12 protein-coding genes are annotated in these 17,363 nt (G+C 50.4%); 3 read left to right on the top strand and 9 right to left on the bottom strand.

From position 1 onward, the window contains the following. The 8 genes from HPY52_16385 to HPY52_16350 form a co-directional block, all read right to left on the bottom strand. On the bottom strand, positions 1-105 hold a 105-nt coding region (locus HPY52_16385), incomplete at its 3' end, for an NAD-dependent isocitrate dehydrogenase (GenBank protein NPV81810.1). A gap of 217 nt (positions 106-322) precedes the next feature. Further along, complete coding sequence (locus tag HPY52_16380; GenBank protein NPV81809.1) at positions 323-715, bottom strand: hypothetical protein; 393 nt, start codon at positions 713-715, stop codon at positions 323-325. Between the two features lie 168 nt (positions 716-883). After that, positions 884-1,654, bottom strand: a complete 771-nt coding sequence (locus tag HPY52_16375) for a 4-hydroxy-2-oxovalerate aldolase (protein ID NPV81808.1) — start codon at positions 1,652-1,654, stop codon at positions 884-886. Next, positions 1,642-3,771 (bottom strand): hypothetical protein, encoded by a 2,130-nt coding sequence (locus HPY52_16370; protein NPV81807.1) that lies wholly within the window; start codon positions 3,769-3,771, stop codon positions 1,642-1,644. The genes HPY52_16375 and HPY52_16370 overlap by 13 nt, the downstream gene beginning before the upstream one ends. Positions 3,772-3,823: 52 nt before the next feature. Further along, entirely contained in the window at positions 3,824-4,864 is a 1,041-nt protein-coding gene (locus HPY52_16365; GenBank protein NPV81806.1) for a LacI family DNA-binding transcriptional regulator, read from the bottom strand. 75 nt (positions 4,865-4,939) lie between these two features. Beyond that, complete coding sequence (locus tag HPY52_16360; protein NPV81805.1) at positions 4,940-8,902, bottom strand: hypothetical protein; 3,963 nt, start codon at positions 8,900-8,902, stop codon at positions 4,940-4,942. A gap of 115 nt (positions 8,903-9,017) precedes the next feature. Continuing rightward, positions 9,018-10,982: an ABC transporter substrate-binding protein gene (locus HPY52_16355; GenBank protein ID NPV81804.1), complete on the bottom strand. Its 1,965-nt coding sequence runs from the start codon at positions 10,980-10,982 to the stop codon at positions 9,018-9,020. 240 nt (positions 10,983-11,222) lie between these two features. After that, positions 11,223-13,193, bottom strand: coding sequence for an ABC transporter substrate-binding protein (locus HPY52_16350; protein ID NPV81803.1), 1,971 nt, complete (start codon positions 13,191-13,193; stop codon positions 11,223-11,225). A 754-nt stretch (positions 13,194-13,947) separates the two neighbouring features. Between HPY52_16350 and HPY52_16345 the strand changes: the two genes are divergently transcribed. From HPY52_16345 to rnhC, 3 genes are all read left to right on the top strand, one after another. Continuing rightward, positions 13,948-14,859 carry a dihydrodipicolinate synthase family protein gene (locus tag HPY52_16345; protein NPV81802.1) on the top strand — a complete coding sequence of 304 codons (912 nt, stop codon included), beginning with the start codon at positions 13,948-13,950 and terminating at the stop codon, positions 14,857-14,859. Positions 14,860-14,907: 48 nt separating this feature from the next. Further along, the gene (locus tag HPY52_16340; GenBank protein NPV81801.1) at positions 14,908-15,198 is read left to right on the top strand and encodes a hypothetical protein; all 291 of its coding nucleotides are present in this window, start codon (positions 14,908-14,910) and stop codon (positions 15,196-15,198) included. A 150-nt stretch (positions 15,199-15,348) separates the two neighbouring features. After that, on the top strand, positions 15,349-15,978 hold the full coding sequence (gene rnhC, locus HPY52_16335) for a ribonuclease HIII (GenBank protein NPV81800.1): 630 nt from the start codon (positions 15,349-15,351) through the stop codon (positions 15,976-15,978). A 302-nt stretch (positions 15,979-16,280) separates the two neighbouring features. On the opposite strand, the gene HPY52_16330 is transcribed toward rnhC, so the two are convergent. Beyond that, positions 16,281-17,351, bottom strand: a complete 1,071-nt coding sequence (locus HPY52_16330) for an isocitrate/isopropylmalate dehydrogenase family protein (protein NPV81799.1) — start codon at positions 17,349-17,351, stop codon at positions 16,281-16,283. Positions 17,352-17,363: the final 12 nt, after the last annotated feature.

Genomic DNA, 17,363 nt, shown 5'->3' with positions numbered 1-17,363 from the left:
ATCCCAGTCAAACTCGACTCCGGTGGCCTCAAGCACCTTAACTGCTACATCCATTAATTCTGGACCTGTCCCATCCCCGGGGATAAGGGTCACTCTATGACGCATTTCGATTCCCCCTGCCAAATTGTATTTCATTTTGCGCGCGGCGGCATTCAGCCACGGCAAAGCCTCCACTATCTTCACCTGAATAAGCGAAAACTGTCTGCTTGTCTGGGCACTCCATTTAAATACATAATAGCTTTAATTCGCGATATGCCGCAAGGGGATCTGTAGTGCAAAATGCCAGGGGGGGAAAGCCCAAGGGTTACGGAACACGCTGGTCCTAACTGACGGGACGCTTGACCGTCACCCTGATTATCCGAACAGCATAATGGGCATCGTGCCTCATGTTCTTGACGTCTATTTCGGCAATATCCATCGAACTCCCCGCCATAATAGTGACTTTCTTAGATTCCGGCAGTTCAAAATGAGCCGAGCTCAATCCCGCATAGCTCCACCCCTCATGGACGCCCCTCTTCCACGGCTCAATGCGGATGTGCTCACCCCAGAGCCCATCTACTTTCATCTTGACGCCAGTCCGGGGGAACTTCCACTCTACAGGTTCAGCCTGGATCAAGACAAAACCAGGAGCCACGCATGCGCTGCCTATCACGGTAACCGCTATTATAGGCTCATCTTCCACCACAGTTATAGCGCCATACGGAGGAACATCCAATTCGACCCCATCGGGATTGTATTCAGCGCCTATGTATAGATCTGTCCTCCCCAGCTCAACCTTGATGTTATCATAATTGAATGGCGCCCAATACTCGTAGACTACAGGTTGATAGAATCAAGTCTCCTCCTCACATAACAGGCTGGCCGCCATGACCCTACCATCTCGTCATGCGCCCCGGATCTCCCGGACCATAGCCCGGCCTGCATCAAGGATGAAACGCATATCAGATGGGAGTTGAAGATACCTGAAACCTCTATCAGTTAATTCCCGCGCCTCCTGTGCATTTCGAGCCACTGTTCCGGCAAATATCCCGGCCTTCCGGCACGCTGCCAATACAACATCAAGCGCGTCATGAACCATCTGATGATTCGTCTGCCCTGGTATCCCAAGGCTCTGTGACAAATCAGACGTTCCCACAAATACCACATCGATCCCGGGAACACTGCAGATTTCATCCGCTTTCGCCACAGCCTCCTTGGACTCGATCATGACCACAAGGAGAGTCTCATCGTTAGCCCAGCGATAGTAGTCAGGAAGATCAAGCCCATACCTGGAAGAACGCGGGGCTGACATGCCACGCATGCCCACAGGATAATAGCGGGCTGAACGGACTATGTCCTGGACCTCTTCCCGACTTTCCACATGTGGCACCTGAATGCCTCCTGGCCCAACATCGAGATTCTTAAGGATAGTGCTCTGGTTAGAATCAGGCAGCCTCGCGATCGTCACTGCGCCTGTAGGCTCAGCCGCCCGGCAGATCTCCTCTAAATCCCTCGTGCCAATGGATGTATGCTCCATATCTACAAACAGGAAATCGAAACCACAGTACCCCAACACTTCCGCAGTTGCAGGACAGGGCACAGATACGGTGCCCCCAAGTACAGCCCGGCCTGAAGCCATGATCTGCTTAAGCCGGCCCCCATTTACCACTGCCATGTTGTAGCCCCTTTCTCCCATGCGAATTCTTGAACATGATCTACCAGCGGCACACCGCGCGTGGCCATGCGAATGCTATTTTCTGTCTCCGACATTGATAGAACGATAGCTTTATATCTCTCAGGGAAAGTGGCGAGTTCACCCCTCTCTATCTGTTGCAAAAGCTCCTTCCATCGATTAAGAAGAACATCCAGCTTCATGTAGCTATTCTGAAGCTTTGCCACACCGCGGATCGCTAGCTTTTGCATATTAAAGAGTTTATTCCGCGTCCAGACGATTTCCTGCAACAAGCCGTCAGTCTCGCCAAATATCCTCTCAAGGTAATGAATGGTCCGCCGCAAACCGGGAGTGGGATCCAGCGCACTGCGCCATGATGCCACTCTGTAACGAAGGGTCGCAACAAGCCACCTGTCGCGTTCCAATACCTGCTGAATATGGTCAAGCATCAAAACCCCTATGCGCAGGTTGAGCCATCGCCAGTTGTCCAGAAGACGGGGATCCCGACTCTCGCATGTATTCAGCAGTTGACGAGCCTCCTTGACCTTTGTATTGCCATATAGCGGCGCATTCAGAATTTCCTCGATCTTGAGTATCATGGCCGTCGCTTCCTCAGCGCAGTCTGGGCCAAAGAACCATCGGGCGTATTCTGCCGCGATCTCTTCGCCCGTGAGATCGGGGTTCCAGTCCCTTGCTGACCAGATGAATTTGTTGAGGTCATCAGTATTGCCTTCAGAATATGGAATAGAGCCATCGCCCACCACACAGGTGGCTGCGTGTTTAGATGCCATTTCTCTTGGACGCGGAGCCGGTCCGTCTTCCCGGCTCCAAACATACTGAACGGCAGGATCCATGCCTATTACCGGGTACTGGCACGCGAAGGTATGAGCCTCGTCAGGATAAAGAATCAGGCGATACTGTCCCGGCAATGCCGCTCTCAGGCGACTGACGGGACCAGAAATAAGGCCGGTGCGCCAGTACCGTTCAAGGGAAAGCTCCCCTCCCTCACCATCGGGATCGTCAAAGGTCATGAGTTCGCTAAAGGGCCCATATGCCACCCCCTCTACCCAATCAGGGCGCTCTCGATCCAGCCAGTCGACGAGCAGTTGGGTCTCAGGCGCGGTGAGCCCCTGCTGGGCAACCCAGATCTTGCAATCAGGGTGATAACGTCTCACTTGTTCCGCCTGTTCCTTCACCAGTTCCAAATACGTCGGACCCCAGGGGGTGCAATCTTCACATCCGGGGCAGCCGCCATCATCTTTCGAAGGAAGGAATAACACGTCTATGGAGGGAAGCATAGAAAAGTACCTCTCGCGAAATGCCCGTATGCGTTCGCGCGCTTCCGGAATGTGAGGGCATACAAATGAATTTCCGTATTTGGTGAGGTCAGGATTGCGTTTTACTTCTTCTGGGAATATATCATTTACTGGCGCCCAGATTCCGTAGCGCATGCCAAGCTCATGACACAACTGGGGAATCTTGAGCTGAATTTCGATCTGCCTGTAAAATTCCTTTTCTCGCTCAGGAGTATCAAACCACGGAGGATCATCGAAAGGCAGGGAACCTGTCCACCTGGTGGGATGAAGCGGGTACAGAATAGCAATGTTGTTCCCCCATGCAGCCATCTCGGTCAGGTATTCTTCCCAATGCTCCCAGTCCCATTTGTCATAAGTATTGTTCTGTTTATGATTGGCGAATGTGTGGCCACGCACTGGGAATGCCGCCCGCTCGCGTAAAGATAGGCTGGGAATCCCGGCAAATCCCGGTCTGAGATCCAGAGAACGCGCTAATTTCCCGGCTGCCGCCATCGCTACTGAAGGCCCGCCAGCCAGCGCGATCACCTGCGGGGCAGATGGGTCGCCTCCGGACCACAGGGTGATTTCTTCCGGGTGCTCGGGAACAATGGGTGAAGAGGTCGTGCCATCGCCCAAAATGCCCAGTGAGATATCCCCCGGCAAAGGCTTTTCACCTTTCACGATCTCCCAGCGCCATCCGCAACGATTCTCCACCTGCGCCTGAAGATACAAGGCGCCTCTCTCTACAGGGCGTATCGGGCTGACTCCCAGCACGATCCTTGTCTTTGGCCCAAGACGCCAATGCGCCAGCTGTTTTGAATACATGAACCTATCCCTTCCCTTCTGTCTACATTCATTTACATTCATTGTCGCCTGACTATAACGAATTAAACCGGAGCTTATGCGCAACACCTTTCAGCGCAGCCCCGCAAGATTCTCGAATAACCAGCTCGGGTTTCAATATGATCTCCTGTCTCTCCTGTGGGGCGTTCCCAAATATTCTCTGAAACAATATCTCTCCTGCTATGGTTCCCATTGTATATGCTGGCTGCCTCACAACGGTAAGGCGCGGAGTAAAAAATTCCGCCCATTCGGAATCGTCAAATCCCACCACCGCAAGTTGATCGGGGATTTTTATCGCTGCTTCTGAAATAGCCCTGAGACATCCTATGGTCATGGCATTATTGGAGACGAAAAGAGCGGTGGGCGCAGGTCTTGCAGCGATGACCGCCCGGGTCGCGTCATATCCCCCTTCTATGGTAAATCCGCCATCTCTTATAAGATTTTCATCCGGCTCAAGATCGGATTCCCTCAACGCCTCCAGGTAACCCTTCAGTCTCTCCCGCCCTGGCAGAGTATCCTGTTTTCCCATAATGAAGCCTATTCTTTTATGCCCGAGTTGCAACAGATGGGTTGTAGCCCTATATGCTCCGCCTTTATTATCTAGCAGCACCGCATCCACAGGAATTCCCTCGCAGACGCGGTCGATAAGAACGAAAGGGATGCTGCCTTTGTCGACTTTCTCAAGGTACCGGTCGCGTTCGGACGCGACTGCGATTATAAATCCGTCCACAACCTTGCTTTGAAATACCTCAAGGTATTTTTGCTGCTTTAAAGCATCTTCATCGGTGTTGCAAAGCATGACCCTATAATCATACTTACTCGCCACATCCTCAACACCCCGCGCCACCACTGTAAAAAATTGATTCCGGACATCTGGAATCACCAGAGCGATCATATTTGTCTTGCCCATCACCATACTGCGGGCTATATTATTGGGCCTGTATCCCAGTTTCTTGATGGCTTCCAGAACCTTAGCCCGGGTCTTCAAAGAACCATAATGAGGGTCGTTTAAGACTTTAGAAACGCTAGCTATAGAAACTCCAGCTTCCGCTGCCACATCTTTTATGGTAGGCATCGATCAATATTCAACCTCACAAAACGTTTTTTAATATGCGAACCGTGATAGCGCATCTCCGGCGCTTTTTCAGCCTTACTCTGATTCCGTAATGGCATTTCCGAAGACAGGCTTATAATCTACTTTGCCATGGTAGGCAAGCTTGGCGATGACCCAGGCCGCGCCCGGCAACTCACTACCCGCCAATGCGGGGATATCCAGTTTGAACCGGAGTTCCGTAGAACTATTGCCTCTGAGCGTGAATCCTTGCCTCATAGGGAGTACCCCTCCCAGGGATATTCGGCCCACAATGTCATCCGGCCACAACTCCATTGGGGATACCATGGACACCTCACCGGAAATCTCATCCTGATTGGAATTTGAGACAGTCACAATGATCTCCCTTGCAGATTCATCCAGTTTCGCATACCAATCGACCAGGCTTTCTCCGCCTACTTCCAGGATGTCCTCGATCACCTGACCATCATGAACCAATCGCGCCTTTATGATTCCCTTCGCTGGCTGGGGGCGATAGCTAAACTTCCTGTCGGTAATGAAAGCTATGACCACGTCCTTTATTAAATGGCCCCCCGGTTCAAGATTGTATTCCACAATATCAGGATACGGCTTCCACATTTCAGGGGCGATGATTTGCACCTCGCCCTTTACGCGGCGATCCACATAATCATTCACTATCGCTACCTGTATCGTATTAACGCTGACGCCGCCTTGACGAATGTGGACTCCAGTTTTCACATTCCCTCGAAGGGTCACCCCGACCGGGCAATATCCCAGGGGATCGGCGCCAGAATTATGTTGCCAGTATCTAAAGTATACGGGCTGTATGGATTCCTTTTCCCTGCCAAGTTTTGTGCCTTTAATGGAGGAATAATGATGGAGCGTGGGAATCATGCAAAACGTCTCTATACCAAAAGGCCCAAACCGCGCGTCAAAGGAGTTACTATCGCAGAGCGCGACATCCCCTTCGTTCTCCTCCAGGAGATTTGTCTTGCGTGCCGCGGCAAGAGGTCTGAAGAACCTTATCCTGCCACGGACCTCAATCCCTGTTGCTTCGTAAGCCCTGACTATTATCCCCTGCATGCTGTCCAGTTTCTTGTCACTCAGGGCCGCCACCCCAAACCCAGCTGGCTTCATGGCTGTCATCACCAGGGTATCGCCCTCTATTTCCACAAATGAAGTCTTTGGTCCGAGCGCCCCTTCATGGGGTTCCAGCTGCCTTGCAAGAAGGGGATTATTGTATTCATATCCCGCACGAAAAGCATGAGCCGAGCGCCAGTCCCCCTGGTGAGGGTATAGAGCATAGAAGAACTGGTGTGTCTTTCTTTCTGGTATGAACATATATGGCAACCGGTCCTTGCCCCAAGGTGTCGCCGCCCAGGCTGTTGTATGCATCAAGAAGAATACAAGGGTATTGTCGAATTCTACAGAACCTAAGACATTGCCGCCATTGAGAAGAAGCATTCCATAATCATCAGGCTTTGCTGCCTGGCCAGTTGCGTTGGCCAACGCAGGCAGCCTGACGACCCCATGCGAGATCTCCGCGGCAATGCCATCAATACATGTCCTAAGAGCTTCCGGGCTGTTTGCTCCGATGAGCAAGACGGGCAGGGGAGGCCAGCCTTCCGGCATGGCGCGATCCAGAGCCAAAAGACAGGCAAAACCCCTGGTCTTGAGTTGTTGCTGGTAATACTCTTTCTTATCCTCAGGAATGGTATCGAATATATCCCGAAAGTAGCTATTATCCCCTCCTACGTCCAGCGCAGTACGAAATGAAGTCCCCCATGGCAAATCCTCATTGAGGTCAGCCATGGGCATTCGCGAATCCTGAGAAGGCAGCTGTAACCTGCGCTCCAGATCGAGATCATCAAAGAAAGGAGTAACCGGAATTCCGCGTTTCACCAGAGCTTCCTGGAGCTTATATGCAGACTGCAGCACCTCCGGATCGTGCCCTGTGACGAGACCTACCATGCCGATGGCGACACTGATATACCCATCCTCCCCCTCAGTCCCACATTCCACCATGCCGCTTTGCCCGAGGCCAAACCACTGATAACATCGCCTCACGCCACATTCTGAGAGGTTTTGCCATTTTAATGTGCGGAAATCAAGATATCCCTTGCTCTTTCGCTTCACAGTAGCGCCAAAGCGCTCCTCAAAGACCGGTTCGAGACCCTGGAGGGTCGTAGGGAAGGTTACAACGTAAAGGTCGTGGACACCCGAATATCTCTCAAGGCGTGTGGAGAATTCGATTCTTCTTATGCCCTTGTAGAGGATGATCTCCTGGCAACGCCCACAATCTTTCATGTCACCGCTTATAATGAGCTTGGATATCAGGCGGCCCGTGCAGCGTCTGACTTTCGCAGGGTAATCTCTGGAGAAGACCTTGCCCCCAGTGGTGAAGACCTCCCAGGCAGGCTCGCGCCGGTAAGGATCCTCAGAGAGAGCCACAATCTCATTGCCAGGTGCCTTAGCGCCATCCTTATCATTTACGCCATGCTTCTGCGAAATCAGTTCCCTTTGCGCTTCCTTATCATAAATGCTTGTAATTCCTCCACCGAGCGCGGGGTCCACGGTGATCCTGAAATACTCGTTTTCGATGATATTGCCATCAGAGATATCAGTCTCAATTGGTCCCATCGGGCATCCTGTTGTAGGTACCGCATAGAAAAGCTTATATCCGACAGAGGGCACATCCTCCGCAAGAATAACCACGCTCGCAGAAGTTATCTTGCCATTTTCACCTTTCTTGAGGTTCAAGACATCGAATGACACACTATTTCCCGCATGATCCACTATCTCGAAATTCTCAACCCCATCTTCAAACTCAAGGGCGACCTGGCAGACATCATTTCGTTTCCAGTTCAATGGGTTGAATACCGCAAAGGGAATCTTCCCGGCATTTGACATGGCAGTATCGATATGGCTTCCTATGTAATCAAGAGAATTCGCCAGGACCTCATGGCCAAGTTCGAGAGCCTCGCGATAACCGAGCATCAGATCCAGATAAGAACGGTCGCACAAGGGCCCTGTCATGGCATCGTGGTGTTGATTGAAAAGAACCTGGCGCCAAGCTTTGTCTAGTGCCTTATCGGGGTAAACCGCCCCAAGGTAATTGGCAATGGTTGCGAATTTCTCAGCATTCAGTAATGTGTTCTCGGCCATACGGTTGGAAAGTTTGAACTCTATTCTCGAGACCCCGGTTCCTTGGTGATGATATTCAAAATCACGAGCAGTCACGGGGATATTCAATCTTTTTTCTTCTATCTCATCAATGGCCTTTCTAAACCATTCCTCATGACCGGTCCCGGAGACGATGAATCTAGGCTTTCTTCTTTTAAGTTCTGCGCACCTACCCACAAGCCAAGCGGAAGGAGGCTTGAAATCTCCGGCATCTATGCGAACATCTGATGTGAGGCCAAGGGATGCGATCTCCTGGGAGCGCTCCTCAAAGAGCTGGATGAATTCCTCTTCGATACCGGCGCCTACCACTCCGTATTCCATCCTCTTGAATAGGAGCTTGCTGCCATCCAGGGAAACATGCCAGAATACAGGCTGGACGCCCCGGATGTCTTTGGACCATATACACCCTATGAACCTGGACTTCCGCAGGATCTGGCCAAGTTGCGCGGTATGCCCGAATACATCCCAGGGCATGTAGATCACGGGCTTGTCACCGAGAACCCCTTCATGGAAGAGGCGACCATAGATAATGTTGCGGACGATCCCCTCCGGCCCTATGAGGGTCTCAGATGGCTGGCTGTGAGATCCACCAGTGCCGACTCTCCCGTCGCGGATCAACTCGCGGAGGAACTGCCTGTTTTCTGGAAATGTATCATAATATGGCTTGAGGTAGGTGAGTTCGTGGACGAAAAATCCGTAGTCCGGATCGGCCTTACAAATCTGGATATTCTGGTCCGCGTCCCCTATGAGGACGATGGCATAGTCTCGCTGATCCTCTATCCAAACAACATCTGAATGAAAACCAGGTACAACCCAGATCTCTTCTGTTGACTTCAGAATTTCATTGTCTTGACTCATTCTTACCCCTCCACCGCCGCCATGAGCCGGCCATATAGGCTTGAATGCGCAGGATCTGCAAATCAAGATATGTGAGCGCGGCCCCTTGTAAAGAGAGCCGCGGCGACAAGGACATCTACCTCTGTTTTATGAAGAACTGCGATGGCTCCGCATGCCTCGGAGTATTCAAGCTGCAGTCCAGAATTCCCTCAGGAACGTTCCTGAAATCATTTTTGACAATGGCGATAGTGGGAGCCATTCCGACAGTCCCTATGAACCAGATATTCTTGATATGGAGATCGATCATCTCATTTACGAGCTCATCCCTCTTCTTTTCGTCCACCGTTGCCCCTATCTGATCCCACAGGTTAAAAAGCTTGGCGATATCCGCAGGTGGCTTTTCTCCGGCCTTCCCATTGGTGATATACCATCGCGCGTACTCTATGCCCCAGTGATCAAGCGTAGTAGATGGGATTATCCATTTACTCTCCGTTAGGAACGGCACCTGGGCAGACATGCCCTCTATGGTTATCTCCGTCTCATTCCCTTGTCTCCTTGCGGTGTAGAGAGATCTCTCATCTACTTTGAGAGCGGTCGCGACCCCGATATTCTCCCAATACTGCTTGATAAGCTCACACACATCTGAGGCAAAGCCGATAGCCTGCATGTATTCAATAGTAACAGCCAGCCTCTTACCATCCGGACGCAGCCTGTAGCCGTCCTTATCTCTTTTCACGAGGCCTAGCTCATCCAGCATAGCATTGGCCTTTTTCGGATCATACTGTGCCCATGCTTTTTCCCATTCAGGCGAGTAGTATGGCACCTCAGGTATGAGTGATGCCTGCCTCGGAACAGCAAGCCCGGAAAAGACCAGTTCATTGATCTCTTCCCTGTTGATGGCTATGGAAAGGGCCTTCCGGAACCGGTCGTCATTGAAAAGCTTACGCAAAACCGGATCTTTGCAGGTTAGATTGAAACAGATGGTCGGGTTCGAGCCTTGCGCAGATTTCCAGACAATCACCCGGTAATCGCCCTTGTCCCTATTCTCCATGAAAACTGTGTAGTTGCTTGCAAGGATATGACGCCATTGCATATCCAACTCCCCGGTCATGGCTTTGAGGTTGACCATATCCGCGTTTTCGGTAAGGATATTGACTATAGTGTCTATGTAAGGCAGCTGATTCCCCGCAGTATCAACCTTCCAATAATATGGGTTGCGCACCATTCTAAATTGAGGGCTGGTAGGCGAATTCTCGGCCTTCCATGCCCAAATAGTGGGCCTGTCAGGATCATTTACCCACCAGGCATCTTCCTTTGCCAGATACAGCTGATACCAGCTGGCAAAACCAGCCGCCTTTGCCCTTTCGTTTAGTTTGGCCTCAGACGTATACTTGGGATTGAATTGCTTCATATAGTGCTTCGGGGCATAGAGCGCATGGCTCTGTATGGCGAACTGGTTGAGGAAAAGCGGGTATGGCTGGGCAAAGCTGAATTTTACCGTATAATCATCCACCTTTTCGACCTCTACGGGTTTGCCGCCTGCCGTAAGCCATTTGGGGAATGTGGGGGTAAGGTCTTTGTTGAATAGCACGTCTTCAAACTGATACAAGATATCATCAGCTGTAAATGGTTCTCCATCAGACCACTTTATTCCCTTCCTCAAATGGAATGTGAAAACTCTGCCGTCTTTTGACATGCTCCACCTATCCGCGATATTAGCGACAATCTTCGTGCCGGTTGCATTGTATTGGACTATCGTTTCCTCCATCAGCTTCCAGGGCCCATAGGCATCAGACGGTCCGAGCCATGCTCGACGCCAGGTGCCGCCATACTGGCCCACCTCTTCTACCGGGACGATCACCTTGGGATCCTGAGGCAGCCTCTCCTTTATTGGAGGAAGCTTACCCTGCTTCACAAGTTGAGAGAGCATCGGAGCTTCATTAAAGTGCGCTATTCTCTTCCCGGTGATCTGCTGATAGTCCTGAACAGTAGCGTATTCAAAAGGAACAGGGACCTTCTTGCCAAAGGAAACGGGCGAAATGACCAGGATCATACTGATGAAAGCGAGCGCGAATACAAGCATATTAGAACATTTTCCCATTATTTCCGAAACCTCCCATCTATTCTCTTATTCACCGCGCGAGGACATTCTGACCGAGCTAATGAGGCCGCCAGCACGGCACTAGCGTCTACCCTCACTCTGAAACAAGACACCACCTCCACTCGTCCAGGAAAAATAAGGCCCGTACGCCTATATGGGGCGTAGCGCGCACGGGCCCCAAAGCCCCATTGACATCTACATTTCCGCCATCAAGCTCGACAACACCCTCGCCCTGGAGCGTTACCTCTGCCTGATAAAGAATTGCTGCGGCTCAGCATTTCTCGGGGTGTCAAAGGTCCCATCGGCGATGAGTTCTGATGGAACGTTCCGGAAGTTGTTCTTTACTACGACCAGATCGGGGGTCTCCCCTACCGTGCCTATGAGCCAGATATTCCTAATATGAAGGCCGATGATCTCTTCAATGAGCTTATCCCGCTCCTTCTCATCGATGGTTCTTTTTACTTTATCCCAAAGCTCCAGGATCTTAGCCATGTCTCCCTCTGGCTTTTCCCCTGCCTTTCCTCCAGTTTCGACCCACCTTGCATATTCAGTCCCCCAATATCTGGGATTCCCTGTAGGCACAAGCCATGTCCCTTCCGCAAGCCAGGGAGCCTGGCTATCCATCTGCCATCCGGTTACCTCTAGTTCATTTGCATCTCTCCGCGTTGTCCACAAGGAACTATCTTCGAGTTTTAGAGCTACCTTGATTCCTATATCCTCCCAATACTTCTTCACCAGATTAAAAGTCTCTGTCCAGGGTCCAAACCGCGCTGTATATTCGATGGTCAACGCCAGCGTCTTGCCATCGGGACGCAGCCTAAATCCCTGTTTATCTCGGTTGGTTAGCCCCATCTCATCCAGAAGCTTGTTAGCCTTCTCAGGATCGTATTCAGCGTATGCCTTCTCCCATTCCTTAGAGTAATATGGAACACCCGGGATAAGGGATGCCTGCCGAGGCTTACCTAACCCGAGGTTAGCTATTTCATTGATCTCGTCCCTGTTGATGGCCAAGGAAAGGGCCTTCCTGAATCGAGCATCCAGGAAGATGTTCCTCAGGATTTGATCTTTGCACGTATAGTTAAGGTAGATCACGGGGTTGGCCCCCCTGGCACCTCTCCACTTGAGTATCCGGTAATCCCCCTTTTCCCTGTTTTCCATCAGGGCTGTGAAATTTTCAAGCTGCATATATCGCCATTGCATATCCAGTTCTCCAGTTAGGGCCTTAAGATTCAGCATCTCCACATTTTCTACCAAAATATTGGATATGCGGTCAATATAAGGAAGCTGATTCCCCCTAGTATCTACCTTCCAATAATAGGGGTTACGCTCCATGATAAACTGCGTGCCGGTTGGAGGTGAGACGGCTTTCCACGCCCAAATAGTGGGGTAATCTGGATTATTCACCCACCAATTATCACTCTTCAGTTGATAGAGCTGGAACCAGTTTTCGGTCCCTGTCGCATTCTTCGCAAGTTGTTTTAATTTCTCCATTGGGGTATAACGTGGGTGAAATTGCTTCATATAATGTTTGGGGGCATAGAGATCCGCGCTCTTGTCGGCGAATTGATAGAGGAACAGTCCATAAGTAGCTGCAAAGCGGAACCTCACCGTGTAGTCGTCTACCTTTTCAATTACCACCGGCTTCCCAGCTATGGTAAGCCAATCAGGGAACACGGGGGTAAGCTCCTTGTTTAAGAGAACATCCTCATATTGAAACACTATATCATCGGCAGTAAATGGATGCCCATCAGACCATCTTATTCCCTTCTTCAGCTTGAAGGTAAAGGTTTTACCTCCCTCGGATACTTCCCAGCTTTCAGCTATATTGGGGATGATTTTTGTACCATCTGCGTTGAATTGAATTATCTGTTCAACCATGAGCCTGCGCGGCCCCCAGGCATCAGATGGCCCAAGCCAAGCGCGATGCCAGGTCCCTCCATATTGACCTATTTCCTCCACCGGTACAATGACCTTAGGGTTTCCTGGCAGTCTTTCCTTTACTGGAGGGAGTTTCCTCTGCTTTACCAGATTTGCCAGCATGGGGGCTTCGCCAAACTGGGCTATCTTCTTTCCGGTAGCTTTCTGGTATTCCTGAAGAGTGGCATACTCAAAAGGGACAGGTACACCCTGTCCAAAGGAGATAGATGCAAGACCTAGAATCAGACTCCCAAGCACAACAACGAACACCAGTGATCTCAACCACTTCGACATAGATGTGGCCCTCCTTTTTCCTTAGGTAAGGGTTGATGGAGAATCTTAACCACTGATATCACCGTGATACCCAGGATCATGCCATATCTCCTTCTGAGCCATACTATTTCCCTTCTCGTCGACCACCTCCCCCCAGCTTAAATGAAGGCATCCCCTTGATTTGGCCAAGCCATCTCGCCCAATTTAGTTGAACCATCTTTCCCTGGGTCAGATGTAATGCCCCCATTAAGTTGAGATGAGTTCATGTCATCAATAAAACCTTTTCTCCATAAACTTTCTTTTCCCTTCTTATTTCCTCCCAAAATCTATAAATATCTCACACTATCGACTGATTAGATCAATCCAGTTCGGGCCACAATATGCGGAAGGGATGCAAGGCTATATATTATAGTCCATATAGGGAATTTCGGGCTAACATATATTAAACCTTTTCTCGAAAGCTTCCGATCTTTCATCCCTTTGATGGTGCTGCCGTAGCAGCATGAGCGCGTGGCGGGAAGGAGGACAGGAAGATGGTATCATCACGCCGATAGGCCGCACCATCCGAATAGTGAAAACCCGGCTTGTCCGGATCGGATGTCCATAAAGAAGAGATGAAAGGAAAATGCCGATTTATAGAGAATAGTGTTTTTTGTGCTTATAGATAGAGAGAGTACCTCTCTAGTTAGACCGCGACTCATTTCCTGATTGGAAGGACTGTCAACGTCCTGATGAAAGCTACCCGCATTGTGATCGAAAAAGGAGAGAATTTGTCATGAATTCACAACCGCGATTGTATGGTGTAGTCGTCCCCATCGTGACTCCGATAAATTCTGATGAAACTGTAGATGAAGAGGGGTTGAAGGACCTTGTTCAATATATTCTGGAGGGCGGGGTCCATGGTATCTTCGTCATGGGAACAACCGGGGAATTCCCCAGGTTTACCATTGATGAGTGGAGACGAGCTGTAGCGATAGTATCTGAAACAATTGCGGGTAAGATCCCATTATATGTGGGGGTTAGTGATACTTCAACCCAGAAGGTAATCCAGCGCATTGAAATGGCAGAGGACTACGACGTCAGTGCGGTGGTAATCACCCCTCCCTTCTATTATCCATTGTCCGACCAGAATGAGATCATCTTGTTCTATCGGAAAGCGGCGGAGGCCTGCGACATTCCAGTGATCGTCTACAACATTCCCTCACTCAATCCTACGCATATCCATCAAGACACCTGGAAAGAACTCTTCAAGATCCCAGGAATATACGGCCTCAAGGATAGCTCCGGGGATATCGATGACATGCGATTCCTCACTTCCTGCGCCAGAGATTTCGAGAATATCTCAGTTTTCGTTGGAGATGAATCCCTGTATGCTGACGGATTGTTAATGGGAGCAGATGGAGTCGTCCCTTCGTTAGGTAATGTAGCTCCAAGATTGTGCGTATCACTCTACGATGCATGCATTGCCAAAGATATGCAGGAAATTAGTAAGCTGTTTGCAGCGGTTAAAGATTTGGGCGCTTTGAATTCAATCGCTCCCTCTTCTCTTGGAGCGGTCGCATGGAAGAAAAAAGCTCTAGAACTCATGGGCATTTGCAAGAGCCATATGACTCAACCATTTTGGTGGCCGGAAGACGAAGTGCTCCCCTTGATACGCGAAAAGCTCGAGAAATACAATTTAATTTGACTATAATAGACCCAAGATTTTAGACACGAAGGCGGCAAGCTTTAAGTTATGATAAGGACCATCTATGACCGGGAGGAGATAGATTCCATCTACATCCTGGATTGCGCCGGTCTTCTTGATGGTATCCTTGTCTTCATGAACGACATAGGCTTCATCAACATCTTGAAGACCTTCAACATCATGTCCTACAAGCGCATAATGCTTCCTTTGGTGGATTTCATTCTCACATATATGGCCAAGATCCTCATAGATATCTCTTCTATGAATGCCCTACCGGAGATCCTCTTTGCCAACTGCGTGGCGCTATGTGTATGTTTTCCCTGTAAGGTAGTGCCATAACATACTACCTGCTACCGGCTGGATGGCAATATATGTCAAAATCTCAGCAAAGGTGCTCTCAGCCGCGGCAGAGCAGCACGAGGAGGATGGACATATCAATGAATCATGGGGTATAATGCCAGCAAATATTAGGAAAGGTGATGCTTATTTGTGCAAAGAGTTGGTTTAGACGAGTCCGGCAAGGGGGACTACTTCGGTCCCTTGGTAGTTGCAGCTGTATGCGCTAATGAGGAAATTGAGGAACGGCTCAAGGCAATGGGTGTTAAAGATAGTAAACGTCTTTCCGATAAACGTATTCTCGAGCTTGCTGTAGAGATTAAGCGGCTATGCCCGAATTCTGTGGTCACTATAGGGCCAAAAAGATACAATCAGCTCTATCGGCAATTCCGCAACCTAAATCGCCTCCTCGCATGGGCCCATGCGCGAGCTTTGGAGAATGTCCTTGAGCCTACCAGGTGCGAACTTGCCATTGCTGATCAGTTTGGCGATGAGTCATTTCTATTGAATGCATTGATGGAGAAAGGCAGGCAGGTGCGCCTCGAACAACGACATCGCGCGGAGGAAGAAACGGTGGTGGCGGCAGCGTCAATTCTGGCGCGTGCCGAATTCGTAGAGCAGATACAGGAGCTTTCGGTTTTGGCCGGCATTGAATTACCAAAAGGAGCCTCAAACCCCTCAATAATCTCTGTCGGCAAGAGTATATTCGAAAAGGGCGGAGTCCCTGCGCTCGAGGAAGTAGCCAAGCTTCATTTCAAAATCACCGATGCTATATGTGAGTAGCCCCTCATGCCGCCTTGGCGGCACCATCGGACGGATGAAAATGGCCACCATCGATTTTCAGGGTAATCGGTCATGCCGGGCGTCGCCCAGCACCATCGAAAGGACGAAAATGGCGCTCAGCTATTTTCAAAGTAGTTGGAGTGCCCTCCGGCGCGTATCCGCCTGGAGGTGGGAATCTTCATCACCTGATGATGGGATTCCTTGCGCCGGAGGTCTTGGTGAGCAATGTAGCAGTGTAGCCGTGCGCTGCTCGAGTCAGGGAGCCGGGCATTTACCGATCAACCTGTCAAAAGCTCCAAGGTTCATGAGAGCCTCCTCACTATCGCATCTCCCATCTCCTTAGTCCCGACGGCGCTCGGGTCATTTCTATCTGGTTTCAAGTCATAAGTTACATCTTTGCCTTCACGGATGACCTCTGCAACTGCCCTTTCCACCGCGGCGGCAGCCTCATTTTCTCCTAGGTGTCTCAGCATCAGCATCCCAGAAAGTATTAGGGCAATAGGGTTAACTTTGTTCATTCCCTTATATTTAGGCGCTGAGCCGTGAGTCGGCTCGAAAATGGCGACCCCATCCCCAATATTCGCCCCGGGCGCGACTCCCAACCCCCCCACAAGACCGGCGCACAGGTCAGAGAGTATATCACCGTAGAGGTTTGGCATGACCAGGACATCATATTTTTCTGGCACCTGAACTAGCTGCATGCACATATTATCTACCAGTAATTCCTCATACTGGATTTTGCCCTCGTAATCCTTTGCCACATCCCTCGCGGCGCGGTAGAAAAGCCCATCGGTGAATTTCATTATGTTTGCCTTGGCTACAGCCGTGACCTTCTTGCGCCCATTGGCTAGAGCATATTCAAAGGCGAATCGCGCTATACGCGAGGACGCGAAATACGATAGAGGTTTTATTGAAATAGCGGACCCATCCCGGATCTTTCCTTTACTCATTCCTATTATCTGAGCCGCTTCGGGTGAACCTTCATCGAATTCGACTCCAGCATAAAGGTCCTCACTGTTTTCCCTGATGATCACGAGATCAATCCCGGAATACCTTGATCTTACCCCTGGATATGTCTTGCATGGCCTTACACATGCATAAAGGCCTAATTCATGACGAAGGGCCACATTAACGCTGCGAAAGCCTGTGCCAATAGGGGTCGTGATCGGCCCCTTGAAGGCCACTCCATTTCGCTTGATGGAATCAAGCACCTTCTCGGGAAGCGGGGTGCCGTATTTATCCATGACTTCTGCCCCGGCCTCTTGCACATCCCAGTCAAACTCGACTCCGGTGGCCTCAAGCACCTTAACTGCTACATCCATTAATTCTGGACCTGTCCCATCCCCGGGGATAAGGGTCACTCTATGACGCATTTCGATTCCCCC

It is taken from the genome of Bacillota bacterium, from assembly GCA_013178415.1.
In the GTDB taxonomy this organism is placed as follows: domain Bacteria; phylum Bacillota; class SHA-98; order Ch115; family Ch115; genus Ch115.
The sequence above is the reverse complement of the archived record's forward strand: the minus strand, read 5'-3'. Positions and strand labels throughout refer to the sequence as shown.